23 protein-coding genes are annotated in these 23,480 nt (G+C 74.7%); 12 read left to right on the top strand and 11 right to left on the bottom strand.

Translation table 11 applies throughout. The features are described 5' to 3' along the window. The first annotated feature begins 87 nt into the window (after positions 1-87). A complete protein-coding gene (locus ACIPSC_RS30045; RefSeq protein WP_400829932.1) occupies positions 88-2,490 on the top strand; it encodes a collagenase in 2,403 nt (800 codons plus the stop codon). Positions 2,491-2,766: 276 nt separating this feature from the next. Continuing rightward, positions 2,767-3,351: a DUF6434 domain-containing protein gene (locus ACIPSC_RS30050; RefSeq protein WP_400829935.1), complete on the top strand. Its 585-nt coding sequence runs from the start codon at positions 2,767-2,769 to the stop codon at positions 3,349-3,351. A gap of 18 nt (positions 3,352-3,369) precedes the next feature. On the opposite strand, the gene ACIPSC_RS30055 is transcribed toward ACIPSC_RS30050, so the two are convergent. Then, on the bottom strand, positions 3,370-4,206 hold the full coding sequence (locus tag ACIPSC_RS30055) for a LysR family transcriptional regulator (protein ID WP_400829938.1): 837 nt from the start codon (positions 4,204-4,206) through the stop codon (positions 3,370-3,372). A gap of 69 nt (positions 4,207-4,275) precedes the next feature. On the opposite strand from ACIPSC_RS30055, the gene ACIPSC_RS30060 reads away from it, so the two are divergent. Beyond that, entirely contained in the window at positions 4,276-4,971 is a 696-nt protein-coding gene (locus tag ACIPSC_RS30060; protein ID WP_400829941.1) for an SDR family NAD(P)-dependent oxidoreductase, read from the top strand. Positions 4,972-5,037: 66 nt separating this feature from the next. On the opposite strand, the gene ACIPSC_RS30065 is transcribed toward ACIPSC_RS30060, so the two are convergent. Then, the gene (locus ACIPSC_RS30065; RefSeq protein WP_400829945.1) at positions 5,038-5,850 is read right to left on the bottom strand and encodes an alpha/beta hydrolase; all 813 of its coding nucleotides are present in this window, start codon (positions 5,848-5,850) and stop codon (positions 5,038-5,040) included. A gap of 171 nt (positions 5,851-6,021) precedes the next feature. Continuing rightward, positions 6,022-6,366, bottom strand: coding sequence for a DUF6401 family natural product biosynthesis protein (locus ACIPSC_RS30070; RefSeq protein WP_400829949.1), 345 nt, complete (start codon positions 6,364-6,366; stop codon positions 6,022-6,024). A 217-nt stretch (positions 6,367-6,583) separates the two neighbouring features. Between ACIPSC_RS30070 and ACIPSC_RS30075 the strand changes: the two genes are divergently transcribed. The 5 genes from ACIPSC_RS30075 (at position 6,584) to ACIPSC_RS30095 (ending at position 11,562) form a co-directional block, all read left to right on the top strand. Further along, positions 6,584-7,510 carry an LLM class F420-dependent oxidoreductase gene (locus tag ACIPSC_RS30075; RefSeq protein ID WP_400829951.1) on the top strand — a complete coding sequence of 309 codons (927 nt, stop codon included), beginning with the start codon at positions 6,584-6,586 and terminating at the stop codon, positions 7,508-7,510. 256 nt (positions 7,511-7,766) lie between these two features. Beyond that, on the top strand, positions 7,767-8,522 hold the full coding sequence (locus ACIPSC_RS30080; RefSeq protein ID WP_400829955.1) for an AAA family ATPase: 756 nt from the start codon (positions 7,767-7,769) through the stop codon (positions 8,520-8,522). 300 nt (positions 8,523-8,822) lie between these two features. Beyond that, positions 8,823-9,836, top strand: coding sequence for a zinc metalloprotease (locus ACIPSC_RS30085; RefSeq protein ID WP_400829959.1), 1,014 nt, complete (start codon positions 8,823-8,825; stop codon positions 9,834-9,836). Positions 9,837-10,230: 394 nt separating this feature from the next. After that, positions 10,231-10,674 (top strand): universal stress protein, encoded by a 444-nt coding sequence (locus tag ACIPSC_RS30090; RefSeq protein ID WP_400829961.1) that lies wholly within the window; start codon positions 10,231-10,233, stop codon positions 10,672-10,674. A gap of 51 nt (positions 10,675-10,725) precedes the next feature. Further along, positions 10,726-11,562, top strand: coding sequence for a DNA-formamidopyrimidine glycosylase family protein (locus tag ACIPSC_RS30095; RefSeq protein WP_400829965.1), 837 nt, complete (start codon positions 10,726-10,728; stop codon positions 11,560-11,562). A gap of 42 nt (positions 11,563-11,604) precedes the next feature. Here ACIPSC_RS30095 and ACIPSC_RS30100 read toward each other — a convergent pair whose 3' ends face one another. From ACIPSC_RS30100 to ACIPSC_RS30110, 3 genes are all read right to left on the bottom strand, one after another. Continuing rightward, positions 11,605-12,240, bottom strand: coding sequence for a uridine kinase (locus ACIPSC_RS30100; RefSeq protein WP_400829968.1), 636 nt, complete (start codon positions 12,238-12,240; stop codon positions 11,605-11,607). 128 nt (positions 12,241-12,368) lie between these two features. After that, positions 12,369-13,682 carry a PQQ-binding-like beta-propeller repeat protein gene (locus ACIPSC_RS30105; RefSeq protein ID WP_400829971.1) on the bottom strand — a complete coding sequence of 438 codons (1,314 nt, stop codon included), beginning with the start codon at positions 13,680-13,682 and terminating at the stop codon, positions 12,369-12,371. Between the two features lie 141 nt (positions 13,683-13,823). Continuing rightward, positions 13,824-14,168: a DUF4326 domain-containing protein gene (locus ACIPSC_RS30110; protein WP_400829972.1), complete on the bottom strand. Its 345-nt coding sequence runs from the start codon at positions 14,166-14,168 to the stop codon at positions 13,824-13,826. A gap of 93 nt (positions 14,169-14,261) precedes the next feature. On the opposite strand from ACIPSC_RS30110, the gene ACIPSC_RS30115 reads away from it, so the two are divergent. Further along, on the top strand, positions 14,262-16,823 hold the full coding sequence (locus tag ACIPSC_RS30115; RefSeq protein WP_400829975.1) for a SpoIIE family protein phosphatase: 2,562 nt from the start codon (positions 14,262-14,264) through the stop codon (positions 16,821-16,823). Between the two features lie 115 nt (positions 16,824-16,938). Here ACIPSC_RS30115 and ACIPSC_RS30120 read toward each other — a convergent pair whose 3' ends face one another. The 3 genes from ACIPSC_RS30120 to ACIPSC_RS30130 form a co-directional block, all read right to left on the bottom strand. Then, complete coding sequence (locus ACIPSC_RS30120) at positions 16,939-17,349, bottom strand: peptidoglycan-binding protein (RefSeq protein ID WP_400829977.1); 411 nt, start codon at positions 17,347-17,349, stop codon at positions 16,939-16,941. Positions 17,350-17,587: 238 nt separating this feature from the next. Further along, positions 17,588-18,004: a peptidoglycan-binding protein gene (locus tag ACIPSC_RS30125; protein WP_400829980.1), complete on the bottom strand. Its 417-nt coding sequence runs from the start codon at positions 18,002-18,004 to the stop codon at positions 17,588-17,590. A gap of 239 nt (positions 18,005-18,243) precedes the next feature. Further along, positions 18,244-18,666 (bottom strand): peptidoglycan-binding protein, encoded by a 423-nt coding sequence (locus ACIPSC_RS30130; RefSeq protein ID WP_400829983.1) that lies wholly within the window; start codon positions 18,664-18,666, stop codon positions 18,244-18,246. Between the two features lie 306 nt (positions 18,667-18,972). Between ACIPSC_RS30130 and ACIPSC_RS30135 the strand changes: the two genes are divergently transcribed. Further along, a complete protein-coding gene (locus ACIPSC_RS30135) occupies positions 18,973-20,658 on the top strand; it encodes a sensor histidine kinase (RefSeq protein WP_400829986.1) in 1,686 nt (561 codons plus the stop codon). A gap of 62 nt (positions 20,659-20,720) precedes the next feature. On the opposite strand, the gene ACIPSC_RS30140 is transcribed toward ACIPSC_RS30135, so the two are convergent. After that, positions 20,721-21,104, bottom strand: a complete 384-nt coding sequence (locus tag ACIPSC_RS30140) for a hypothetical protein (RefSeq protein ID WP_400830060.1) — start codon at positions 21,102-21,104, stop codon at positions 20,721-20,723. A gap of 217 nt (positions 21,105-21,321) precedes the next feature. Between ACIPSC_RS30140 and ACIPSC_RS30145 the strand changes: the two genes are divergently transcribed. Beyond that, on the top strand, positions 21,322-21,990 hold the full coding sequence (locus tag ACIPSC_RS30145; protein WP_400829989.1) for a response regulator: 669 nt from the start codon (positions 21,322-21,324) through the stop codon (positions 21,988-21,990). A gap of 58 nt (positions 21,991-22,048) precedes the next feature. Here ACIPSC_RS30145 and ACIPSC_RS30150 read toward each other — a convergent pair whose 3' ends face one another. Further along, on the bottom strand, positions 22,049-22,480 hold the full coding sequence (locus tag ACIPSC_RS30150; RefSeq protein ID WP_400829992.1) for an Lrp/AsnC family transcriptional regulator: 432 nt from the start codon (positions 22,478-22,480) through the stop codon (positions 22,049-22,051). 70 nt (positions 22,481-22,550) lie between these two features. Here ACIPSC_RS30150 and ACIPSC_RS30155 point away from each other — a divergent pair, with 70 nt between their 5' ends. Beyond that, positions 22,551-23,243 (top strand): lysine transporter LysE, encoded by a 693-nt coding sequence (locus tag ACIPSC_RS30155; protein WP_400829995.1) that lies wholly within the window; start codon positions 22,551-22,553, stop codon positions 23,241-23,243. The last annotated feature ends 237 nt before the right edge of the window (positions 23,244-23,480 follow it).

Consider the following 23,480-nt stretch of genomic DNA (forward strand, 5'->3'; position numbering starts at 1 on the left):
TCGGGCGGCCCTTCCCGGGTCGGTGGGCCACGGCCGCCGCCGACCGTTCTGCGCCACTCCCTCCGCCCCCCACTTTCAGGAGAACCGGTGTCAACTCGCCGTACCGCGCGCCGAGTCCTGCTGGCCGCCACCCTGGCCGCCACCCTGACGCTGCCCGCCCTGCAGAGCGCCCAGGCCCTCACGCCCCGCGCTGCTGCGCCGGCCGCCGCCCCCGCTCCGGCCGCGGCCGCGCCCGCCCCGGCCCAGGACGCGCCGCAGACCACCGCCTACGACGAGGTGGACCACCTCGGCGACTCCGCCCCCAGGGCCGGCACGGCTGCGCCCGCACCGGGCGGTGGCTCGCTCGGCGACTCGCTGATCCCCGGTCTGCTGCCCGACCACGTGGGCGCCCCCGCCCCGACGGCCGACCGGGCCGCCGGCGCCACCGCCGCGGCGCCCGCCGCCGTCACCGCGGCCGGCGTCCCCTGCACCCTCGACGGCATGACCGGCCTCGGCCCGGCCCAGCTGGCCGACTTCCTCGCCGACCCCGCCGTCACGGCCGACGGCTGCCTCAAGTCCTTCCTGTGGACCTGGGACGCCCGCTTCGCCACCACCATGGACGACGCCCACGTCCAGGCCGTCGCCGACCGGGCCACCGCCCTCGCCGCCGGCGACGACGGCACCGGCGCCTCGCACCTCTACGAGCTGTGGACGTTCCTGCACGCCACCGCCTACCACGACTTCACCCACGCCGAGATCGACATCACCGACCCGGCCACCAGCAGCGCCGTCCAGCGTGCCCTCGACGCCTACCGCACCAGCCCGCACGCGTTCGACCGCACCGACCTCGCGGCGCGGACCCTGCGCGAGGCCGCCATCACGGCCGGCAGTACCGGTCTGCGCCAGCACAACCTCGACCTGGCCCGGCAGATCCTCGCCGTGCTCGCCCCCGGCACCACCGTCGCCGACAACCCCGAGTGGGGCAAGGCCGCGCTCCAGGCGCTCAACCTCAACTACCTGGGCATCTACAACCAGGACCAGGCGTTCACGGCGGCCGTCGCCGCCGACCCGCAGTACCGCGCCACCTTCCGCGCCTTCGCCTCCTACGGGCACCTCAAGGGCACCAAGAACGCCTGGGTCGCCCGCGACGCCATGGCCGAGTACGGCCGCTTCGGCCAGATAGCCGCCCTGCGCGCGGACGTGGTCGCCGACACGGGCGCCGCCCTGGACGCCACCAAGGCCGCCTTCGGCGAGTGGTCCGACCCCTGGGCGAAGCTGATCGGCTGGGCCGCCTACTACGGCGTGTGCGAGCAGTACGGCGTCTGCATCAGCCAGTTGGAGGCGCGCGTCTTCCCCAACACCTACACCTACGACAACGGCGCCATCGAGGTCCGCACCGCCCTCGACAAGGCCACCGTCGACCAGATGTACTACGCGAGCAAGCAGGTCAAGAGCCAGTTCTTCCGCGTCCTGGGCACCGACCAGCCGCTCGCCGGCGACCCCAACCCCACCCTGCACATCCACCTGTACGCCTCGCGCGCCGACTACGAGGTCTACCACCCCGTCCTCACCGGCTACTCCACCGCCAACGGCGGCGTCTACATCGAGCGCGGCGCCACCTTCCACACCTACCAGCGCCGCGTGCCGCAGGACTCCCAGCTCACGCTGGAGGAGCTGTTCCGGCACGAGTACGTCCACTACCTGAACGGCCGCTGGGCCGTGCCCGGCTACTTCAACGAGCCGCGCTGGTACGCGGGCGACAAGACCACCGCGATGGACGAGGGCACCGCCGAGTTCTTCGACGGCTCCACCCGCGAGGACGGCATCCTGGTGCGCAAGTCCCTGGTGCGCAAGCTCGCCGCCGACGAGGCCAAGGGCATCCCGCGGCTGACGGTCGGCCAGCTCATCCACCGCACCTACCAGGACACCCCGGCCTTCCACTTCTACAACTACGCCGGCACCTTCTTCGAGTTCCTCTGGATCGAGCACCCCACCCTGCTCCGCGAGATGTACGGGTACCTGCGCGCCGACGACCCGGCCGGCTTCGACGCCTGGCGCAACCGGGTCGGCGCCGACGCCGACCTCCAGGCCGAGTACAACGCCTTCCTCGACGAGCAGATCCGCAACGTCGACAGCCTCTACGTGCCGTCCACCTCCTTCGTCCCCAACGACCGGCTCAACCTCGCCACCCCCGCCGCCGTCCAGGCCGCCTTCGCCAAGGCCACCTGGTCCACCCCCGACTGCAAGGACACCGGCGACCCCACCGGCAAGCCGGGCCGCTTCGTCTGCACCGGCCGGATCACCGCCAACCTCGCCGACCCGTCCGACCCGGACGAGGTGTTCCGCGACATGGGCGACACCGTCGACTACTTCATCCTCACCCGCACCCGGGACGTCGCCGGGGCCAACAACCTCAACGACATGAATTGCACCTTCGGCAAGGTCGACATCTGGACCAACGGCAAGGCCGGCACCTCCGACTACACCTGCGAGGGCCCGCTCCGCCGCTGACCGCCAGGGCCCTCGATCGGGCGGCGGGGGGGGGGCCCCCCCCCCCCCCCCCCCCCCCCCCCCCCCCGCCCCCCCCCCCCCCCCGGCCGGGCGGGGGCCCCCCCCCCGCCCCCCCCCCCCGCCCCGCCCCCCACGGGGGGGGGGCCGGGGGGGGCGGGGGCGGGGGCGGGGGGGGGGGGGGGGGGGGGGGGGGGGGGGGGGGGGGCGGCCCCCCCCCCCCCCCCCCCCGCCCGCGGCCCCGAAGGCCCGTCCGCAGGAACGGGCAGAATGGCGGCCATGAACGAGAACCGGAGCGCCGGTGCGAGCGTCGCCGAATCCAGACCGCCGCTGACGGCCGGCCTCACCGGGGCCGAGCTGCAGCGCTGGTACTGGACGCTGGACGAGCTCACCGCTCTCGCCCGGACGATGGGCGTCGCGCGGTCGGGCGGCAAGACGGCGCTCACCGCCCGGCTCGCGGCGGCGCTGGACGGCCTGCCGCTGCCGGCCGCCCCGGCGCCCCGCCGGCCGGCGACCGCGCAGTTGGCGGCGCCCGTCGACGGCGGCACCGTGATCCCGCCCGGCCAGCGGTGCAGCCAGGTCCTGCGGGCGTACTTCGTCGAGGCGATCGGCCCCGGCTTCCACTTCGACGCCTTCATGCGCGACTTCGTCGCCCAGGGCGCCGGCCGGACCCTGGGGGACGCGGTGGCCCACTGGCACGCCACCCGCCCGGACGTGGCCCGGCCGCGCGAGATCGCGGAGCAGTTCGAGTTCAACCGCTTCACCGTCGCCTGGCACCGCCGGAACCCGACCGGCACCCGCGCCCAGGCGCGCGACGCCTGGTTCGCCCACCGCGCACTCCCCAGGACGCCCGCCGGAGGCTGACCCGCGCCCGACCGCCGGTCAGACGGAGGCCGGGAGTGCCGCCGCCGCGGCACGGCGCAGCACGGTGGTGGCGACGGCCAGGAACTCCGGTACCGGGTCCGCGCAGTCGCGCTCCGGCACCGCCAGGCAGGTCTCGACGGCCGGGAAGTCGGTGACGGGCAGGTAGCGCAGGTCGGAGCGGGAGTACCGGCCGGAGATGCTCGCCGGGACCAGGGCGATGCCCTGCCCGGAGGCGATGAGCTCGAACTTCTCCTCCAGTGAGGAGGTGCGTCGCGTCCGGGAGTCGAGGATCGGCTCGCCGTCGAGGTCGGCCGTGGTGAGGGCGGTGCGGTGGGCCAGCGGATGCGTCACGGGCAGGCAGGCGACCTTGCTCTCCCGGCCGATGGGGACGGTGCGCAGCCCCGTGTCGTCGAAGGGGCGCCGCAGGAGGCCCACGTGTGCGCGGCCGTCGCGCAGCGGCGCGTCCTGCTCCCACCAGCGCAGCGGGAGGACGTCGACCGCGACCTCCGGGCGGCGCGCCGTGAACGCCCGGATCGCCTCCGACGCCTGCAGGCCGGGCGAGAAGGCGACGACCAGCCGCTGCTCGCCCCGCGCGGCTTCCTGGACGCGCTGCAGCGCGGTGTCCACCACGGTGGCGATCCGCCGCGCCTCCTCGTACAACTGCCGCCCGGCCGGAGTGAGTTCGACGCTGCGCGTGGTCCGGGTGAACAGCGTGCAGCCCAACTCCTGCTCGAACGCCCGGATCTGTCGGCTGAGGACAGGTTGTGCGATGAACAACTCCTGGGCCGCCCGGCCGAATTGCCCGTGCTCGGCCACCGCGGTGAAGTAGCGGAGCTTCCGCAGGTCCAGATCCATGCCCCCACGGTATCAATGCGCCCGGAAGGGTATTGGACGCCCGGTCGGACGGCCCCGGAGACTCGGATCATGACCGACATGCGCAAGACCGCCCTCGTCATCGGCGCCTCCCGGGCCCTGGGCCTCGGGCTCGCCGCCGAACTCCTCCGCCGCGGCTGGGACGTCATCGGCACCGTCCGCGGCAGCGGGCGCACCGGCCTCCACGACCTGGCCGACGCCTCCGGAGGCCGGCTGACCGTCGAGCAGCTGGAGATGACCGACCCCGGGCAGACCGCGGCGCTGCGCGACGTATTGGCCGGTCGCACCCTCGACCTGCTCTTCGTCAACGCCGCCATCACCCGCGGCGACCTGCCGATCGGCGAGGTCCCGACGGACATGTTCACCGAGGTCATGGTGACCAACGCGCTCAGCCCGATGCGCGTCGTGGACGTCCTCGGCCCGCTGGTCGCGCCGACCGGGACCATCGGCGTGATGTCCTCCGACCAGGGCAGCATCAGCCTCAACTCCCACGGCGGGCAGGACCTCTACCGGGCCAGCAAGTCCGCGCTGAACCAGCTGATGCGCTGCCACGCCGCCCGCCACGCCGCGGACACCCGGACGCTGCTGCTGATGGACCCGGGCTGGGTGCGCACCGAACTCGGCGGCCCCGAGGCCGAACTGAGCGTGGAGGAGAGCGTCCCCGGGGTGGCGGAGACCATCGAGCGCCACCGCGGAAAGCCCGGCCTCCACTTCGTCGACCACCTGGGGAACGTCGTGCCCTGGTAGTGGCCGACCGGTACACGCCGTCGTCGTGTGGCGCGGCCGGTCGCGCCGACCGCGGTGGCCCCCCGGTCAGGCGTCGGTGGGCAGCGTCGTGGGTGTGGGCCGGGGAGCGGGAGTGCGGGGCTGGGGCGGGAGCGGGAGGGTGAGCGCGTCTTCGGAGCCGGCGGGCAGGGCGAGAGCGGCGGCGGTCTCGGCGGGGAGGTCGCGCAGGCCGAGCAGGCCGGCGCCGAGGCGGGCGGTGGCGCGGTGCCAGTCGCCGATCCGCTGGAGCAGCGCATGGCCGCTGCCGGCCACCGTGTATCCGCAGACCCGGGCCCCGGCGGCGCGGCTGCGGACGGCGAAGGCGAGCGTGTCGGCGGGGGCTGTCACCCGGTCGCGGTCGCCGTGCAGCATCAGGACGTCCCGGTCGGCGAGCTGCTCGCAGGCGTCCTCGGCCGGGCACCACGGCGCCAGGGCGACGACCCCGGTCACGTTCGGGTGGCCGGCCGCGTAGAGCGCGGCGCGGCCGCCCATCGAGTGGCCGACCAGGACGGTGGGCACCCGGCCCAGCTCCTCGGCGAGGTCGCCGAGGGCGGCGCGGGTGTCCCGGCCGGCGTCGGCGCGCTCGCCGTTCCAGCCGCGGTGGCGGTAGCGGACGGTGCCGATCGCCACGCCGGCCCTGGCGGTCTCGCGGCGCAGTGCGCGGACGAAGCCCTGCATCCGCAGGCCAGGCAGGTTGATCGGGCCCGGCCGGGAGAGGCTGTGCTCCTCGCCGCCGTGCAGGACGAGGACGGCGGCCGCCGGCTGTTCCGGCAGCTCGCGCCAGACCAGGGCGCGGTGCCCGCCCGTGCCGGCCTCGCGGCCGGTTCCGACCGTGTGCGCCGTGTCGCCGTCCCTGCTCATGCGCTACCGCCCCGCCCTGCTCTCCGTCCGTGGACCGCCACTGTACGCGGCGGCGCCCCGGCCGCGCCCGGGTGGTTCCGGCGACGGTCAGGAGATGGCCAGGGGACGATCAGGAAGCGACAAGAAAGCCGGCAGGGGTGGCGCGCAGGGGACGGACGGCACAGGGGACGGCTAGGGGGCGAGCAGGCCGTGCTCGCGCGCCAGCCAGCAGACCGCGGTGAGCCGGTGCACCGCGTACTCGTACGCCGGCCGGTCCAGCCGGCCGCTCTCGGCGAGCGCGTCGAGCAGGCCGAGCGCGTAGTCCGACAGCTCCGTACGGTCCAGACGGCGGGGGAGCAGCTCGGGCCCCTGGGCGTACAGCAGCTCGCGCACGGCCGCCGCGTGCTGGTCCACCGCCGCGACGAAGCCGGGCTCGACGGCAGGCCCGGCGAGCCGCGGGCCGAAGGCGGCGGCGATCCAGGGAAGGGGGCACCCCGCCGGCTGCTGGGCGGAGCGCCGGCGAAACTCGTCGGGCATGGCGAACATCCGTCCACGGTAGGCGACCGGCCCGCCGGGCACGGCAGCCCGCGGCGGATCGGTGCTGAGACCTTGGCCACCCCGGGGGCGCGCGGACGCCGGCCGGCGGCGTTCCGACCGGCGCTGCGCCCGCCGCGCGGCGGCGTTCCGATGCAGGTGCGGCCGGATCGGCGGATCGCCCCGGAGTGCGGGGGTGCTCTGTACCAGAATGGCCCTTATGGATCTTCGAATCTTCACCGAACCCCAGCAGGGCGCGAGCTACGACACGCTGCTCACCGTCGCCCGCACCGCCGAGGAGCTGGGCGCCTTCAGCGCCTTCTTCCGCTCCGACCACTACCTGAAGATGGGCGGCGTGAGCGGCCTGCCCGGCCCCACCGACGCCTGGATCACGCTGGCCGGCCTCGCCCGCGAGACCAGCACGATCCGCCTCGGCACCCTGATGACCGCCGCCACCTTCCGGCTGCCCGGCGTGCTCGCCATCCAGGTCGCCCAAGTCGACGCGATGAGCGGGGGCCGGGTCGAGTTCGGCCTCGGCGCCGGCTGGTACGAGGAGGAGCACACCGCCTACGGCGTCCCCTTCCCCAAGGAGAAGTTCGGACGGCTGGAGGAGCAGCTGGCGATCATCACCGGGCTCTGGGGCACCAAGCTCGGCGACACCTTCGACTTCGAGGGCGAGTACTACCGGCTGACCGACTCGCCGGCGCTGCCCAAGCCGGCCCAGGAGAAGATCCCGGTCCTGGTCGGCGGCACCGGGCCGACCAGGACCCCGGCGCTGGCCGCCCGCTTCGCGGACGAGTTCAACCTGCCGTTCACTTCGATCGAGGGGAGCGCCGCCCAGTTCGGCCGGGTCCGGGCCGCCGTCGAGCAGGCCGGCCGCCGGCCGGACGAGCTGGTGTACTCCAACGCCCTGGTCGCCTGCGTGGGCCGCGACGACGCCGAGGTGGCCCGCCGGGCGGCGGCGATCGGCCGCGAGGTGGACGAGCTGAAGGCGAACGGGCTGGCCGGCACGCCGGACGAGGTGGTGGAGAAGATCGGCCGCTACGCCGAGGTCGGCACCGAGCGGGTCTACCTGCAGATGCTGGACCTGGACGACCTCGACCACCTGGAGCTGATCGCCTCCCGCGTCGCGCCGCAGCTCGGCTGACCGTCCCGGCGGCGCGCGGCGGGGCGCGGGGGGGCGACTGCGGAGGCGCCCGCGCCCCGCTCGCGCGCCCCGGTACCCCGCCCCTCGCCCGCCCGCCGGGGCCCCGGTACCCCGCCCGCCGCCACGGGTGGGCGGGGGTGCGGTGTTGTGGCCGGTCGGTGAAGGTCATGGGTCGGCCCCTGCCTGAGCACTAGTCTTTACTCTCTCTTGAGCAGGGAAGGCTCCTTGCGAGGCGGAGGCCGGGGAGTCAGGGGGAGTGCCGGTGGTAGAGGTCGAGGTGTCCGGGGCCGAGGCGCCCGTGCCGAGAGCCGTGGACCGGGTCGGCGAGCGTGCGGCCGGCGAGCGCGCAGCCGGGGACTGCGCGGCCGGCGAGTGCGCGACCGGGCCCGTGCTGCGGCCGCGCGGCCTGCACGACCTGCGCCGGGCGGCCCGGGGCGGTGCCGACGCCGCCCCCGACGGCCCCGCCGACGCGCCGGTCGCCCTGCACTACCGCGCCGACGACCTGCTGGTCGTCTCCGGGCTGCCCGGCAGCGGCAAGAGCACCCTGATGCGCCGGTGCATCCGGGCCGGGCTGGTCGACTCCCAGCAGGTGCGGGAGGAGTTCGCCAAGCGGCTGCCCGACAAGCTGCCGTACTTCGTCTACCGGCCGCTGGTCCGCGTCGCGCACTACCGACGGCTGCGCCGCGCGGTGCTGGACGGCGGGCCGGTCGCGGTGCACGACTGCGGCGCGCTGCCCTGGGTGCGGCTCTGGCTGACCCGCGCGGCGGCGCGGCAGGGGCGGCGGGTGCACCTGATCCTGCTGGACGCCACCCCCGGTGAGGCCCGGGAGGGGCAGCGCGCCCGCGGTCAGGGGGTCTCGGCGTACGCGTTCGCCCGGCACCGCAAGGCCGCCGGGCGGCTGCGCCGCAGGCTGGCGGGGACGGGGGAACCGCCCGCCGGCTGTGCGTCGGCCGTGGTACTCGACCGGGCCGGTGCGCGCGCCCTGCGGGAGATCGTCTTCGTGGCGTCGTAGTCTCGGCGAGGCGGTGCGGGGCCTCCGCCGAGCCGTCCGGGGTGCCTCTCCGGAGGCCCTGTCGGGCGGACGGCAAGTCAACTTTCGGACAACTCGGGGGCATCACCCCGATCGCTGGACACCGGAAATGCTCCACCTGAGACCGGCGTCGATCGATCGGGCTTCCGGGCGCCGTCCGATTTGTCGTCAGAACTTTCAGGCCGAAAGAGAACTGACGCGTACACGCGGCCCTGCGTAGCCTTAGGATTCGGCGGCCCCCCAACGGCCGCCGCCCCCCACAACTCCCTTTCAGGAGCGCAGATGCGTCGTTCTGCCCGCGTCCCCTCGCGTGTCCCCCGCAGATTCCTCAGCGCCGCCGCCCTCGTCGCCGCCCTCGGCCTCAGCCAGTTCGCCGCGCCGTCCGCGTTCTCCACCGCCGCCGCCCAGGCCCCCTCCGCGGCCCAGTGCGTCGCCGGCGAGAGCGGTGCGAGCCAGGACGCGGCCGCCCGCAAGCCCGCCGGCAGCGCCACGAGCCAGGAGCCCAACGCCGTCTCCGACGTCCAGGCCAAGGCCATGGACGCGGACCTGCAGGCCCGGCTCACCAAGCTGGCCAACTCCGCACAGGGCAACGCGCTGCTCGCCCCCGGCACACTGGCCGCCGCCACCACCATCCCGGTGTACGTGCACGTCGTCCACTCCGGGTCGACCGGCAAGCTCAGCGCCACGACGATCGCCAAGCAGATCTCCGTCCTGAACGCCGCCTACAGCGGCCAAGGGGCCGGCAACACCCCGAGCCAGTTCCAGTTCCAGCTGGTCGCGACCGACTACACCGACAACGCGACCTGGTACAACGGCATCACCCCGGGCTCCTCGGCCGAGAAGTCGATGAAGACCTCGCTGCGCAAGGGCGGCGCCAACGCCCTCAACCTCTACACCGCCAAGCTCGGTCAGTCGCTGCTCGGCTGGGCGACCTTCCCGAGCTCGTACCGGTCGAACCCGTCCGACGACGGCGTGGTCATCCTCGACTCCTCGTTCCCCGGCGGCTCGGCCGCCAACTACAACGAGGGCGACACCGCCACCCACGAGGTCGGCCACTGGCTGGGGCTCTACCACACCTTCCAGGGCGGCTGCAGCGGCCAGGGTGACTACGTCTCCGACACCCCGGCCGAGAAGAGCGCGGCCTTCCAGTGCCCCACCGGCCGGGACACCTGCACCGCCAGCGGGGTCGACCCGATCCACAACTTCATGGACTACACGTACGACTCCTGCATGACGCAGTTCACTGCCGGTCAGGTCGCCAGGATGGCCAACTCCTGGGCCGCCTACCGGGCCTGACGGCCGACAGCCGTCTCCGGAGCTCCTGCCGTGTCCGGCGGGGGTCCGCGGGGCGGCCGGCGGAGCGCCGTCCGCGAAACGCTGGCGGGTGCGCGGGTGATGGGACCCGTGCACCCGCCAGTACCAATTCCGGGGGCCGGCGCGGGGCCGGCGCGGAGGCGGTGCAGGGCCGGTGCAGGGCCGGTGCAGGGCCCGTGCGGTGCCACCCGCCGGCTGCGCGGGCACACGGTTCGACAGCGCCGGGCGTCACCGGCGTGCCAGCCGGCGGGGGAATGTCCGTATTGATCTATGTTTGGGGCGTCGAGTCGGCCGTCGGGCTTCCTCGGGCAGAGCGGGCCGGCCGCCCGCTCGGTCGGGAAGCCGGGGCCGGGCAAACCGAGCAAGGAGCAGCGGCATGGCCAACAGCGCGCAACCCCGGATCGTCGTCGGCGTGGACAGCTCACCCGCCTCGGAGCAGGCGCTGCGCTGGGCCATCGGGTACGCCAAGCTGACCGGGGGCACCGTTCACGCCATCGCGGCCTGGGAGTACCCGGCGTTCTACGGCTGGGCCGGGCTCAGCGCGCCCCCGCCCGAGGGGCTCAACCCCGAGGAGCTCGCCGGGCAGGCGCTCTCCGAGACGGTCCGGCGGGTGGCCGGGGACGACGCCGGGGTGTTGATCTCCGAGGCCGTGATGCCGGGCAACGCCGCCAAGGCGCTGCTGGACGCCGCGAAGGGCGCCGCGCTCGTCGTGGTCGGCAGCCGGGGCCTCGGCGGGTTCACCGGTGCGCTGCTCGGATCGGTCAGCCGCCACCTCACCGAGCACGCACCCTGCCCGGTCGTCGTGGTCCGCGAGGACTAGACGAGACAGGCCCTGTCTTGTGGATCGGCCGGGCGGGGGCAGGATGGAGGCATGCCTGAAGGTGACTCCGTCTTCCGCGTGGCGGCCCGGTTGCACGAGGCCCTCGCCGGCCGGGTGCTGACCACCGCAGATCTGCGGGTGCCCGCCCACGCCACCGCCGGCCTCGCCGGCCGCCGGGTCCTGGAGGTCACCCCGCGCGGCAAGCACCTGCTCACCCGGTTGGAGGGCGGCCTCACCCTCCACACCCATCTGCGGATGGACGGCCGCTGGGAGGTCTACCGCCCCGGCGAGCGGTGGGCCGGCGGTCCCGCCTGGCAGATCCGCGCCGTCCTCGCCACCGAGGCCGGGACGGCGGTCGGCTACCGGCTGCCCGTCGTCGAACTGCTGCGCACCGCGGACGAGGAGCGCGCGGTCGGCCACCTCGGGCCGGATCTGCTCGGCCCCGACTGGGATCCGGCGGAGGCCGTGCGCCGGCTGCTCGCCCACCCGGGCCGACCGGTCGCCGAGGCGCTGCTCGACCAGCGCAACCTGGCCGGCATCGGCAACGTCTACGCCAACGAGCTCTGCTTCCTGGCCGGCGTCACGCCGTGGACCGCGGTCGGCGAACTGCCGCGCGCCGACCGCCTGGTGGAGCGGGCGCGGCAGCTGCTCGACGCCAACCGGCTGCGCGAGGGCCACGTCACCACCGGCGACACCCGGCGCGGCTACCGGCACTGGGTGTACGGACGGGCCGGGCGGCCGTGCCCGCGCTGCGGCACGCTGGTGCTGACGGCCGCCCAGGGCACGCCGCCGCAGGAGCGGGTGGCCTACTGGTGCCCGTACTGCCAGCGCGGCCCGGCCCCCGAGGCGGTCAGGCCCGGCGCCGGTGCCCGCCGCCCGACACGCTGAGCGGCCCGCCGGGGCGTCAAGCGCAGACGGAACGGACGCTCTCTATCCGTGCTCGACCAGGGCCGGGTGGCGGGGGTCGTCGACCCGGACGGTGACGTCGGCGGCCTCGGCCGGGCCGGTTTCGGCCTCGTAGCGGGCGAAGGCGGGCAGCGTCCACTGCTCCTCGGGCGCCGTGCGACGGGCCAGGGCGGCCGGGGTGAGCGCCAGATGGACGGCCAGCTCGAACGGCAGCCAGCGTCCGAGCAGCAGCGCGCCGTCCAGCAACAGCACGCCGCCCGGCGGCAGTTCCCGGTAGGGGGCGCGGGTCGAGCGGTCCGTCACCGGGTCGCGCAGGGACGGCAGGACGCGGCCGGTGCCGCCGGGGTCCAGCGGGGCGAGCACCTCGCGGAGCAGGGCGCCGTCGTCGAGCCAGAGGTCGTGGAAGGCGTCCGCGTCCTGCTTGCCGTACTCCAGCCGGACCGAGGCCGGGCGGAGGAAGTCCGCGGCCGAGACGCGCAGCGCGGGGCGACCGCGCAGCCGCAGCGGCTCCACCAGCGCGTCCGCGAGTGCCGCGGGCCGGGCGGCGGCTGCGCCGTCCACCGCCACCCGCTGCCACGTGCCGTCCGCCCCGGGCAGGGCGGCGATGCGGTCGGCGAGCAGTTCGGCGAGCCGGTCGGGCGAGATCGGGTGTACCTGCACCCGCCCATCCTGCCCCGGCCCCGGCGGGGGCGGGGCCGCGGGGGCGGATCCGTCGAGGTGCGTCCGGCTGCGTCAGATGGGCCCCGGCCGGGACACCGGCGGCTCGGACGGGGGCCGTGGACGGCCGTTCAGGCGAGCGGGAGGGCGTGCAGCACGTCGTCGTGGCCGGCGTAGAGCCGGTGGTCGTCGGCGGCCAGCGACCAGACGTCCACGCCCGGGCCCGAGTCGCGGAACGTCCACCGCTCCTCCCCGGTGGCGGCGTCGAGCGCCTGGACGCCCGAGGCGGCCGGACCGGGGACCAGGAGGAGCCCGCCCGCCACCAGCAGGCGGCTGCGCCGGTCCAGCCGGAACGGCAGCGGGACACCCCAGAGCCGCTCCCCGGTGGCGAGGGAGTGGGCGGTCACCAGGCCGTTGTCGCGCGGGACGAAGACGGTGCCGCCGGAGGTCACCGGCGGCAGGCAGCGGCTGGAGTCGGCGGGGCCGGGCTCGACCGACCAGTGCGGCGTTCCGTCGGCCACCCGCAGCGCCCGGACGGAACCGGGGTGGCGCGGGACGTAGACGTGCTGCTCGTCGGCCACCGCCCAGCCCAGGCCGACCTCCGTGGGCACCTCCCAGAGCCGCCGGCCGGTGGCCGTCTCCATCAGGACGAGCCGGCCGCCGCCGGCCGAGGTGTCCAGGAGGGGGATCCGGCCGCCCGCCGGGGTCGCCGGGGAGAACGGCCGTTCGGCGCCGGTCGAGGCCCGGGACCAGAGCACCGCCCGGTCCGGGTAGCGCACGGCGAACAGATTGCCGGTTCCCAGGAAGGGCCGGGACTCGGCCCGGCCGAAGACGATGTCGCCGTCGGCGCCGAACAGGGTCGCGCTGGTGCCCAGCTCCTCGGTCAGCGGCAGGCTCCACTCGGCGGCCGGCTCGGTGAGGTGGCGGGAGTCGAGGTGGCCCGGCGAGGCGGTGAACAGCCGGTCGCCGGAGACGACCACCCGCAGGCCGGGCAGGTCGGTGTCGCTCGGCCAGTCGGACCTCGGCGCGTCGAGGGCCAGGGTGCGCAGCACCGAGCCGGTGGCGGGGTCGAGCACCTGGAGGCCGGCGCGGGAGAGGAACAGCGGGCGCGCGGGGCGGTCGCCCAGCCGCTCGGGCGTCATCCCCTCGGGCCCGCGGTACGACCAGAGCGGGGCCGGCCCGCTGAGCCGGGTGGGCTGCGGCTTCGGTGCCGGTTCCGGGGCGTCGCCGCCCGAGCGGCCGAACGCCCAGGCCGCCGCGCCCGCCGCGAGGACCCCGGCCCCGCCCAGCAGCAGCCGGCGCCGGCTCGGCCACGGCCCGTCGTCGTCCCCGCGGCCACCGCCGATCACGTCGGCCGGTGCCTCCGGCGCTCCCCCGGCGTCGCCGTCCCACTGCCAGGAGGCGGCCTCGGCCGCGTCGGTCCGCCCGGACGCCGGGTGCTGCATCTCCGTACTCGATTCCCCCTGGGCAGCCGCTGTGCTGCACGTTCCGACGGAGGATATCCGAGCGGTGCCCGGTCGTTCGCAGGCGCCCGGGCGCTCCCCGCCCGGGACGGACCGCCGGATGCGTCTGCGGACGGCCTGCGGTTACGCCTCCCTCGGGGGGTGGTCGGCGAGGTCGGCGAGGACGTCGGCGTGGCAGGGGAGCGGGACGCACCAGCAGCCCAGACGGCGGCCGCGCAGCCCGGGGACGAGGGCGAGCAGCTCGGGGCGGTCGAGCAGGTACGCGCGGTAGCGGACGAGCATCTCCTCGCGGGTGAGGTCCGGGCCGGGCCGGTACGGGCAGTGCAGCGGGGACTCGGCCAGGTGCCAGCCGCCGCGGTGCATGGCGCGCCCGACGTACACCACGTCGGCGTAGTCCGGGTCGTCGCGGTGGCCCTTGAGGTTGACCACGGTGGTCGGGCCGGGAGCGGGGCCGGGGGTGGGCGGCATGCCCACCATGCTGGCGCAGCCGGGGCGGGTGGGCACCCCGGGGCGGCCGGGGCTCGTCTTGACAGTCCCTTGACCCCGGCGTAGCAAGAGAGGATGCGCCAGGGTGTGCCGGCGGACCCGTCCGGTCCGCAGCCGACCGCTAGTGCCCGGGCGACGCGCCCCGACCCGCGCCGTCCGCGGCAGAGCGACGCCGCCACCCGGGCTGCCCACGAGCGGGACTCCCTGCTGGCCACGACCGTCCGCAACGCGCTCGAAAGCACCGGTGCCTACGGTGCGCTGGTCTACCTGCGCTCGCGCGACCGCCGCTCGCTGGTGCTCTGCACCATCGCGGGCGTGCCGCTCTCGCTGATGAGCGCGTTCCGCCGGGTCGCCGCGGCGGGCCCGATGCCGGTGGCGGTGTGCTACCGCACCGGGCGGACGGTCACGCTGTCCGACACCGAGGACACCATGCGGCGCTTCCCGCAGCTGGCCGTCGGCCTGCCCTACGACTACGCCTCCGCCTGCGTGCCGGTCCGCACGGGCGAGCAGCGGTACGGGGTGGTGAGCGCACTCTGGCCCTCCTCCGACGAGGGGGTGCCGGAGGAGGCGCGGCTGCACCTGCGGAAGGTGGCCGACCGGCTGGCCGCCGGGCTGGCTGAACTGGAGGGAGCCGGGTACCCGGTCGAGCCCAACGGCGACACCGCGGTGGTGGAGCTGGCACCCCCCGGGCCGCCCACCACCCGGGTCGGGCTCTTCGACTGGAACGTGGCCACCGGGGCGCTCTCCGCCGACGACCAGTTCTGCGAGATCCTCGGCTTCGACCCGGCCGAGTTCGACGGCCGGGCCGCCAGCCTGGCCACCCGGATCGCCCCCGGCGACCTGCCCGAGTTCCGCGCCGCCGCCCGGGCCGCGCTCGACCACGGCCGGATGCTGGCCGCCCGGGTCCGGGTGCTGGACCGCGACGGCCACCCCTACCCCGTCGAGCTCTGGGCCCGCGTCCCCGAGGGCGTTCCCGACGGGCGCGCCCACCTCGTCGGCGCCGTCCTGGACACCCGCACCGGCACCGCCGCCGCGGCCGCGGTCGAGCGGTTGCACGACGGCGTCTTCTCGCTCGACCCCGACGGCCGGATCACCTATGCCAACCGCAGCGTCGAGCTGCTGCTGCGTACCCGCCGCGAGGACCTGGTCGGCCACCACCCCTGGGAGGTGCTGTCCTGGCTCTCCGACCCGGTCTACGAGAACCGCTACCGGGCCGCGATGCTCTCCCAGCAGCCCACCGCCTTCCTGGCGGCCCGCCCGCCGGACGACTGGTTCGCCTTCTCGCTCTACCCGGACGCGCACGGCGTCACCGGCCGGGTGGTCGCCGCCGAGCCGCCGCCCGGCCGCTCAGGGAAGCCGACCGAGCCCGAGCCCGACCTCGGCGCCCGCCCCGGCGTCGGCGGCATGTACCACCTGCTGCAGCTCGCCAGCGCGCTCAGCGAGGCCGTGACCGTCCGCGAGGTCTGCCGCGCCGTCGAGGACCAGATCCTGCCGGCCTTCGGCGGCCAGGAGCTCGCCATCTACGCCGTTCGCGACAAGCGACTGCACCTGATCTCGCAGAGCGGCTACCCCGACGGGTTCCTGGACCGCTTCGAGGGCACCCCCACCGGTGCCCGGGTGCCCGGCGCCGAGACGCTCAGCACCGGCGCGCCGATCTTCTTCGAGGACGTCCGCGCCCTCGCCGCCGCCTACCCCGGGATCGCCCTCGACGAGATGGGCGCCTGGGCGTTCCTGCCGCTGATCGCCTCCGGGCACCCCGTCGGCAGCTGCATCATCGGCTTCGACGAGCCCCGCGCGTTCACCGTGGAGGAGCGCGGCCTGCTCACCGGCCTCGGCGGGTTCATCGCCCAGGCGCTGGAGCGCGCCCGGCTCTACGACGCCGAGTTCACCCTCGCCCGCGGCCTGCAGCAGGCCCTGCTGCCGCACCGCCTGCCCGTCCTGGAGGACGTCCGGATCGCCGCCCGCTACCTGCCCGGCACCCAGGGCATGGAGATCGGCGGCGACTGGTACGACGCCATCGTCACCGGCCGCGACCTCACCCTGGTCATCGGCGACGTCGAGGGCCACAGCGTCGGCGCCGCCGCCACCATGGGCCAGCTGCGCAGCGCCGTCCGGGCCTTCGCCACCAGCGGGCACGCGCCGGACGAGGTCCTCGTCCGCACCAACCTCCTGCTGCTCGACCTGGACCCGGGCCTGCTCGCCAGCTGCTGCCTGATCCGGCTCACCCCGGGCGACGGCAGCGCCCTGGTCGCCCGCGCCGGGCACCTGCCCCCGGTGGTGCGCCACCCCGACGGCAGCACCGAGGCGCTGTACGTGGCGGGCGGGCCCCTGCTCGGCATCGACCACCTGGCCGAGTACCCGGTGAGCGACCTGGAGCTGGCCCGCGGATCGCTGATCGCCCTCTACACGGACGGGCTGGTCGAGGACCCGGCGATCGCGATCGACCAGGGCGTGGACCGGCTGCGGCTCGCGCTCGGCGAGCTCGTGTCGGGCGCGGGGGAGGGCGACCCGGCGGACGGCGAGCTGGACCGGATGGCGGAGCGGCTGCTGCGCGAGGTGGGCTCCACGGAACGGGTGGACGACGTCGCGCTGCTGCTCACGGCCTACGGCCGCCTCCCGGGGGGCCGGCGGTCCTGAGGCGGACCGGATCCGCGGTGTGCGCACACCGCGAATCCGGTCCGGGACCGTGTTGCTGTGCCGTCACGCCGTCACGCCGTCACGGCGCATAGGGCGTTCCGAACCGGTCCGATGATCAGTGCGGGATCTTCTCGGGGCACTTGTCGGTGAAGAGCCACTTGACCCTGCCGTTGTAGTCCCCGGGGCTCACCACGCCGGCGTCGTAGAACGTCGCCTGGTAGAGCCGGCCCCCGGTGGCGGAGTCGAACACGCCGGTCTGCGGGAGCGGGTTCTGGCCGAAGACCCGGAGCGACTGGAACTTGGCGACGGCGGTGGCGGTGGCCTGGTCGTAGCTGCCGCTGACCGTGAGGCCGGCATTGATCTCAAGGTTGAGGCCCTGCTGGATGCAGGTGACGGCCGGGCCGGTGTCGCCGAGCTTGACGGTGCTGGGGGCGGTGGCGGCGCCGGCGGAGCCGACGGTCAGGGCGAGGGCGGCACCTGCACCGGCGGTGAGGGTGGCGGCGCGAAGGGCCCAGGGCTTGTGCATGGGTCGATTCTCCTTGGTGTCAAAGGAAGTTGTTTCAGGGCTGTGCTCGGTGTCGGGCCCGACGGGTGCAATCCTGCGTCCACAAACGGGCGGAGGGGTCTCTTCCGGGGATGGCTGACCGCAAGTTGACAACTTGTGAAGCCGCGGGGAACGTGCGGTCCTTCCGTCGGGGGCGGACGCATCGAGCCCTCCCCGCGTGGTGCGGGGAGGGCTCACAGACCTACGGGCGGTGCGTTGGTCAGCGGGGGAGTCGGGGGATCAGGGTGGGGCAGCTGCCGACGAGCCAGGCCTTCCGGCCGGTGTTGTCTCCGCGGTTGACGAGCATGAAGTCGTACCACACGGTCTGGTAGAGCTTGTCCCCGGTGGCGGCGTCGACGATGCCGGTCGCCGGCAGCTGCTTGAGGTCGTCGTACCGGAGTGGCTGGAACTTGGCGACGGCGTCGGCGGTGGCCTGGTCGTAGCTGCCGTTGACCGTGAGGCCGGAGTTGAACGAGTAGTTCAGGGCCTGCTGGATGCAGGTGACGGCCGGGCCGGTGTCGCCGAGCTTGACGGTGCTGGGGGCGGTGGCGGCGCCGGCGGAGCCGACGGTCAGGGCGAGGGCGGCACCTGCACCGGCGGTGAGGGTGGCGGCGCGAAGGGCCCAGGGCTTGTGCATGGGTCGATTCTCCTTGGTGTCAAAGGAAGTTGTTTCAGGGCTGTGCTCGGTGTCGGGCCCGACGGGTGCAATCCTGCGTCTACCAACGAGCGGAGGGGTCTCTTCCGGGGCTGGCTGACCGCAAGTTGACAACTTGTGCAGCTGCGGAGAACGCGAGATCTCCTCACCCGGGGGCGGAAGCACCGAGCCCTCCCCGCGTGGTGCGGGGAGGGCTCACAGACCTACGGGCGGTGCGTTGGTCAGCGGGGGAGTCGGGGGATCAGGGTGGGGCAGCTGCCGCTGATCCAGGCCCTCCGGCCGGCGTTGTCGCCGGGGTTGACGATCATGAAGTCGAACCACACGGTCTGGTAGAGCTTGTCCCCGGTGGCGGCGTCGACGATGCCGGTCGCCGGCAGCTGGCTGTTCTTGATGAGCACGTGGTTCATCGGCTGAAACCTGGCGACGGCGTCGGCGGTGGCCTGGTCGTAGCTGCCGTTGACCGTGAGGCCGGAATTGATCGAGTAGTTCAGGGCCTGCTGGATGCAGGTGACGGCCGGGCCGGTGTCGCCGAGCTTGACGGTGCTGGGGGCGGTGGCGGCGCCGGCGGAGCCGACGGTCAGGGCGAGGGCGGCACCTGCACCGGCGGTGAGGGTGGCGGCGCGAAGGGCCCAGGGCTTGCGCATGGGTGGATTCTCCTTGGTGTCAAAGGAAGTTGTTTCAGGGCTGTGCTCGGTGTCGGGCCCGACGGGTTCAATCCTGCATCCACCGACGGGCGGAGACGTCTCTTCCGGGGCCGGTCGACAACAAGTGGTCAGGCCGCGGCACGGTGTCGGCCGGATCGACCGGATCACGCGTCCGCGCGGGCGCGGCGGGAGAGGGACGACGAGACCGGGCCGGGCCCCCGGCACTCCCGCTCGCGACTTTCGTCGGGGGGCGGTCGCGACGAATGGTGAAGGCGCCCGGGCTGCCCGCTTCGCTAGCCTCGGCGGGTGGATGCACTGGTAAGAGCCTGGTCGAAGGCGGTACGGACGGCACTCCCCGGTCCCTGGCGGACCGGTCTGGTGGTGCGCGAGGTCGGCTTCGCGTTGGTGCTGGGAGCACTCGCGACGCTGCTGGACTACGTCGGCAAGACCGAGTTCTACCTGGCTTTCGGGCCCGCCGTCGCACTGCTCTTCCTGCTCCGGCGCGGCCTGCCCTCGACCGTCCTGGTGCTGACCGCGGCGGTGGCCGGTGCGGGCGCCGGTCCGCTGCTCCTGCTGGTCTGCGCCGGCTGGTCGGCCGGTGCCCGGATCAAGCGGGTCGGGGTGCTGGTCGGCTCGTTCACCGCCGGATACCTGCTGATCGCCGGCATCGGCATCGTGAAGGAGGCCGGCTCGGTACCGCTCAAGGCACTGGCCGGGCTCTCGCTGGGCGCCTACCTGCTGCTCGCGGTGCTGCCCGGACTCTGGGGCCGCTACCGGGCGCAGCGCCGGGCGCTGACGGACGCGTTGCGCGAGCGCAACGAGCAACTGCTGCGCGAGCGTGCCATGGTCGCCCACCAGGCCCGGCTGCGCGAGCGGCACCGGATCGCCCAGGACATGCACGACAGCCTCGGCCACCAGCTCGCCCTGATCTCAGTCCACTCCGGCGCGCTGGAGGTCGACCGCACCCTCACCGACAGGCAGCGGGAGGCGGTCGGCGTGCTGCGGCTGGCGGCCGTCGCGGCGATGCGCGAGCTGCGCGACGTGGTCGGCGTGCTGCATGACGAGTCGAGTGCCGTGCCGAGCGCGCAGGGCCCCGGCCCGGCCCTCGGCTGCGCGGGCCGCGGCGGCGTGGAGGGGATCGCGGAGCTGGTCGAGTCCTCCCGCGCGGCCGGCACGGACGTCGCCTTCGGCCAGGACGGAGAGCGGCGTGAGCTGACCGCCAGCGTCGGTCAGGCCGCGTACCGGATCGTCCAGGAGGCGCTCACCAACGCGCACAAGCACGCGCCCGGCGCCCCGATCACCGTCGCGCTGCGCTACGAGCCGGACGCCCTGGTGGTGGAGGTCGCCAACCCGCCCGCCCCCGAGCCGGTCGGCGCGCGGGTGGGCGGCGGCACGGCCGTGGTCAGCGGCGGCCAGGGGCTGACCGGCCTGCGCGAGCGGGCCCGGCTGGTCGGCGGCATGGTGCACGCCGGCCCGACCGCGGAGGCGGGCTTCCGGCTCGCCGCCCTGCTGCCCTACGACGGCTCCGGCGGCGGGGCCGACGGTTCGTCCGCGGGCCCGGCGGCCGGCGTCGACGACTGGACAGTGGACGGGCTGCCGCCCGTCGCCGGTGGCCCGGGAGAGCAGCGCCGGCGCAGCCCAGCGATCGGCTGCGCGGTGGGCGGGGTGCTCGTCGTGCTGACCGTGCTGGGCCTGATCGTCTGGGGCGTGATCGCCTTCATCCAGGCCTTCGACGAGTCGAGTGTGAAGGGATCGCTCTACGACTCCATCGAGGTCGGGAGCGCGGAGGCCGACGTCCTGCGCCGGCTGCCCTCCGGCAACGGCTTCTTCACCAGGGACTACGAGCACCTCGGCCCGACCCCACCCGCCGGCTCCCACTGCCGCCACTTCATCGCGGCCGAATCGGACGGCAGCTGGGGCGACGACAGCGTGATCCGGTTCTGCTTCAAGGACGGCGTCCTGGTGGAGAAGCAGCACTTCCCGACCAAGTGACCCGGGGCGCCACCGGACGGGCGGTCCGTGGTCGTCGCACGCCGACCGCAGCGGCTCCACGCTCAGCGCTTCGGCATTCCTCCGTGGGGGCTGTTGACGACCAGGGGGACGGAGCCCTCGGCGAGGTAGAAGTGGTCGGGGTGGTACTCGACGTGGAGATGGCCGCCTTCGGTGGCGGAGGCCATGTCACGCACGTTCTCCGCGAGCACGGCCCGCGCTGCGGCGTCGCCGCCGATCACGAGCAGCTGCCGCTCGGAGTCGTAGTGGACGAGCACTCCGGGGCCGGGAGTCGTCCTGACCTCTATTCCCGTCAGGGCGTTGCCGCTCGGCGTGGTCGTGGCCGCGAGCAGGCCGGTGCCGCGGACGACCGCATCGGCCAGCCGGCTCAGCTCTTCCGCCGACGCTCCGAGGTCCACTTCGCCGTACACGGGGTCACGGTCGAGCATCACGGGAGGGCTCCTTCACGGTCGGACGTGCGCGTGCTGCGGCGGCTGATTGTCGATCACCGGTCGAGGCGGGCTCAAGGCGATTTCGCGATTCCGGGGTCGTGAACAGGGAGAGTGGCCGGGGTGCTGGGGGGAGGTCAGGTGAGGCGCCGGACCGGGAGGGTGTGAGGATGGTGGCGAGCAGTGCCACTTGCACCGATCGAGGGGACGACCAGCAGTGATCCGAGTCCTCGTCGCCGACGACGAGCCACTCATCCGGGCCGGGATCAGGATGATCCTGTCCTCCGCCGAGGACATCGACGTGGTCGCCGAGGCCGCCGACGGCCGGCAGGCCGTGGACCTCGCGCTGGCGCACCGGGCCGACGTCGTACTGCTGGACATCCAGATGCCGGTGATGGACGGCCTCACCGCGCTCGGCGAACTGCGCCGGGCGGTCCCCGGCGCGCGGGCGCTGATCCTCACCACCTTCGGGGAACGCGACAACGTCCTGCGCGCCGTGACCGAGGGCGGCGCCGGCTTCCTGCTCAAGGACACCGCGCCGGCGGAGCTGATCCAGGCCGTCCGGGCGGCGGCCACCGGGAACGCCTTCCTCTCGCCCGCCGCCACCCGGCACATCGTGGACTCGCTGGCCGGCGGCCGCAGCGGACCGGCCGTGGCGCGTGGTGCGGCGGCCCGGCGGCGGCTGGAGGTGCTGACCGAGCGCGAGCTGGAGGTCCTGGCGCTGCTGGGCGAGGGGCTGTCCAACGCGGACGCCGGAGCCCGGATCCACATGAGCGAGGCGACGGTGAAGACGTACGTGAGCCGGATCCTGGCCAAACTCGGCTGTGAGAACCGGGTGCAGGCGGCACTGCTGGCGCGGGACGCCGGGTTGGGCGGCGGGGTCTGAGACACGGCGGGCCGCCGGCCCGGCCCCGGCCACGGCCCCCCGGGCCCAGGCCCCGGGCTCAGCGCGAGGCGATCCGCAGGGCGATGCGGGTGTTGGAGTGGGCGACGCCGGCCTCGTGCTTCAGCCGGCGCAGCAGCTGGTCGAGCCCGGCGGCGTCGGTGGCACGCGCCCGCAGGACGTAGTCGTACTCACCCGTGACGTGCGCGGTCTCGGTGACGCCGGGCAGCCGTAGGGCGAGCGCCTCGAAGGCGTCGCTGTCCACGTCCGGGCGCAGCCGGACGTCGATGAAGACGGTCAGGCCCGGTCGGGTGGCGTCGGCGCCCGGGTCGACCAGCGCGGTGAAGCCGCGGATGACGCCGGTGCGGAGCAGCCGCCGGACGCGGTCGGCGGCCGCGTTGGCGCTCAGGCCCACCCGGGCTCCGAGGTCGCGGTAGGAGATCCGCGCATCCGCGCGCAGTTCGTCGAGGATCTCTCTGTCCAGGTCGTCCATACCGCGATTATCGCGGTGTGCGCCGGAATCCGGCCGCGCTTCCCGGGGCCGGTGCGCCACCGTGGCGGCCATGGTGAACGGGATGGGAACGGCGGCGCTGGCGGGCGTCGGAGCGGGGTTGGGTGTGGCGGTGCCGCTGGGGGCGGTCGGGGTGCTGCTGTTGGAGGAGGGGCGGCGCGGGCGCGCGGCGGCGGTGAGTGCAGCGTCTGCGGTGGCCTTCGTCGACATGGCTTACGCGGCGCTCGCCACCGCGCTCGGTTCGCGGCTCGCATCAGCTCTCTCGGGGTGGGAGGCCTGGGCGCGGGCCGCTGCGGCGGTGGTGCTGGCGGTGGTGGCGGTCCGGGGGCTGCTGGGGCTGCGCCGGGCGCCGGCGGTGGGTGCGGAGCCGGCACCGGGCGCGGCCGCTGGGTCCGGACCTGGCCCGGAGGACGCCGGAGCGGCCGTGGCGGCCTCCGGCCGGCCCGGCCGGGTGTTCCTGCGGTTCGCGGCCCTGACCGCCGTGAACCCGACCACCGCGCTCTACTTCGCGGCCCTGGTCACGGGCGGTGGCGCGGGCGCCCTGTCCGGCGGCTCGTACGGTGCCGCGACCGGGGCCGCCTTCGTGGCGGGTGTCCTGGTGGCCTCGCTGATGTGGCAGCAACTGCTCGCGGCGGTGGGTGTTTCGCTCGGTGCGCGGCTCTCGCCGCGGGTGCGCCGGGTCACCTACTGCGTCGGATACGGACTGGTGGTGTACTACGCAGTGTGCATGGCGTGGACACGGTGAGTCACCCTTGTGGTGCAGGTCACTCCGCGGTCGCGCGGAGCGGGGAACTCCGGTGCCAGTGATGACGGTCGGTCACGTCACTCTTGCGCTGAGTTGACTGATTGTTAGATCCGACAATCGGACAAGTGTGAGTGACGGCACGGAAATTGACTATTTGATCTCGATAATTCGGTCAAACCCATCCATTTTGGATACGGTTTCATGATCCGTACCGCCGGTAACGGTCGGCTGACCTGG

The sequence above is a fragment of the Kitasatospora sp. NPDC090091 genome (assembly GCF_044747365.1).
Taxonomy (GTDB): Bacteria; Actinomycetota; Actinomycetes; order Streptomycetales; family Streptomycetaceae; genus Kitasatospora.

What these genes read in the sequence shown, in the direction of transcription:
- ACIPSC_RS30155 (WP_400829995.1), top strand. Translation starts at nt 22,551, where the DNA reads ATGGTGAACGGGATGGGAACGGCGGCGCTGGCGGGCGTCGGAGCGGGG.
- ACIPSC_RS30090 (WP_400829961.1), top strand. Translation starts at nt 10,231, where the DNA reads ATGGCCAACAGCGCGCAACCCCGGATCGTCGTCGGCGTGGACAGCTCA.
- ACIPSC_RS30075 (WP_400829951.1), top strand. Translation starts at nt 6,584, where the DNA reads ATGGATCTTCGAATCTTCACCGAACCCCAGCAGGGCGCGAGCTACGAC.
- ACIPSC_RS30095 (WP_400829965.1), top strand. Translation starts at nt 10,726, where the DNA reads ATGCCTGAAGGTGACTCCGTCTTCCGCGTGGCGGCCCGGTTGCACGAG.
- ACIPSC_RS30060 (WP_400829941.1), top strand. Translation starts at nt 4,276, where the DNA reads ATGACCGACATGCGCAAGACCGCCCTCGTCATCGGCGCCTCCCGGGCC.
- ACIPSC_RS30115 (WP_400829975.1), top strand. Translation starts at nt 14,262, where the DNA reads ATGCGCCAGGGTGTGCCGGCGGACCCGTCCGGTCCGCAGCCGACCGCT.
- ACIPSC_RS30130 (WP_400829983.1), bottom strand. Translation starts at nt 18,666, where the DNA reads ATGCGCAAGCCCTGGGCCCTTCGCGCCGCCACCCTCACCGCCGGTGCA.
- ACIPSC_RS30150 (WP_400829992.1), bottom strand. Translation starts at nt 22,480, where the DNA reads ATGGACGACCTGGACAGAGAGATCCTCGACGAACTGCGCGCGGATGCG.
- ACIPSC_RS30065 (WP_400829945.1), bottom strand. Translation starts at nt 5,850, where the DNA reads ATGAGCAGGGACGGCGACACGGCGCACACGGTCGGAACCGGCCGCGAG.
- ACIPSC_RS30070 (WP_400829949.1), bottom strand. Translation starts at nt 6,366, where the DNA reads ATGCCCGACGAGTTTCGCCGGCGCTCCGCCCAGCAGCCGGCGGGGTGC.
- ACIPSC_RS30085 (WP_400829959.1), top strand. Translation starts at nt 8,823, where the DNA reads ATGCGTCGTTCTGCCCGCGTCCCCTCGCGTGTCCCCCGCAGATTCCTC.
- ACIPSC_RS30125 (WP_400829980.1), bottom strand. Translation starts at nt 18,004, where the DNA reads ATGCACAAGCCCTGGGCCCTTCGCGCCGCCACCCTCACCGCCGGTGCA.
- ACIPSC_RS30055 (WP_400829938.1), bottom strand. Translation starts at nt 4,206, where the DNA reads ATGGATCTGGACCTGCGGAAGCTCCGCTACTTCACCGCGGTGGCCGAG.
- ACIPSC_RS30050 (WP_400829935.1), top strand. Translation starts at nt 2,767, where the DNA reads ATGAACGAGAACCGGAGCGCCGGTGCGAGCGTCGCCGAATCCAGACCG.
- ACIPSC_RS30110 (WP_400829972.1), bottom strand. Translation starts at nt 14,168, where the DNA reads ATGCCGCCCACCCCCGGCCCCGCTCCCGGCCCGACCACCGTGGTCAAC.
- ACIPSC_RS30105 (WP_400829971.1), bottom strand. Translation starts at nt 13,682, where the DNA reads ATGCAGCACCCGGCGTCCGGGCGGACCGACGCGGCCGAGGCCGCCTCC.
- ACIPSC_RS30120 (WP_400829977.1), bottom strand. Translation starts at nt 17,349, where the DNA reads ATGCACAAGCCCTGGGCCCTTCGCGCCGCCACCCTCACCGCCGGTGCA.
- ACIPSC_RS30140 (WP_400830060.1), bottom strand. Translation starts at nt 21,104, where the DNA reads ATGCTCGACCGTGACCCCGTGTACGGCGAAGTGGACCTCGGAGCGTCG.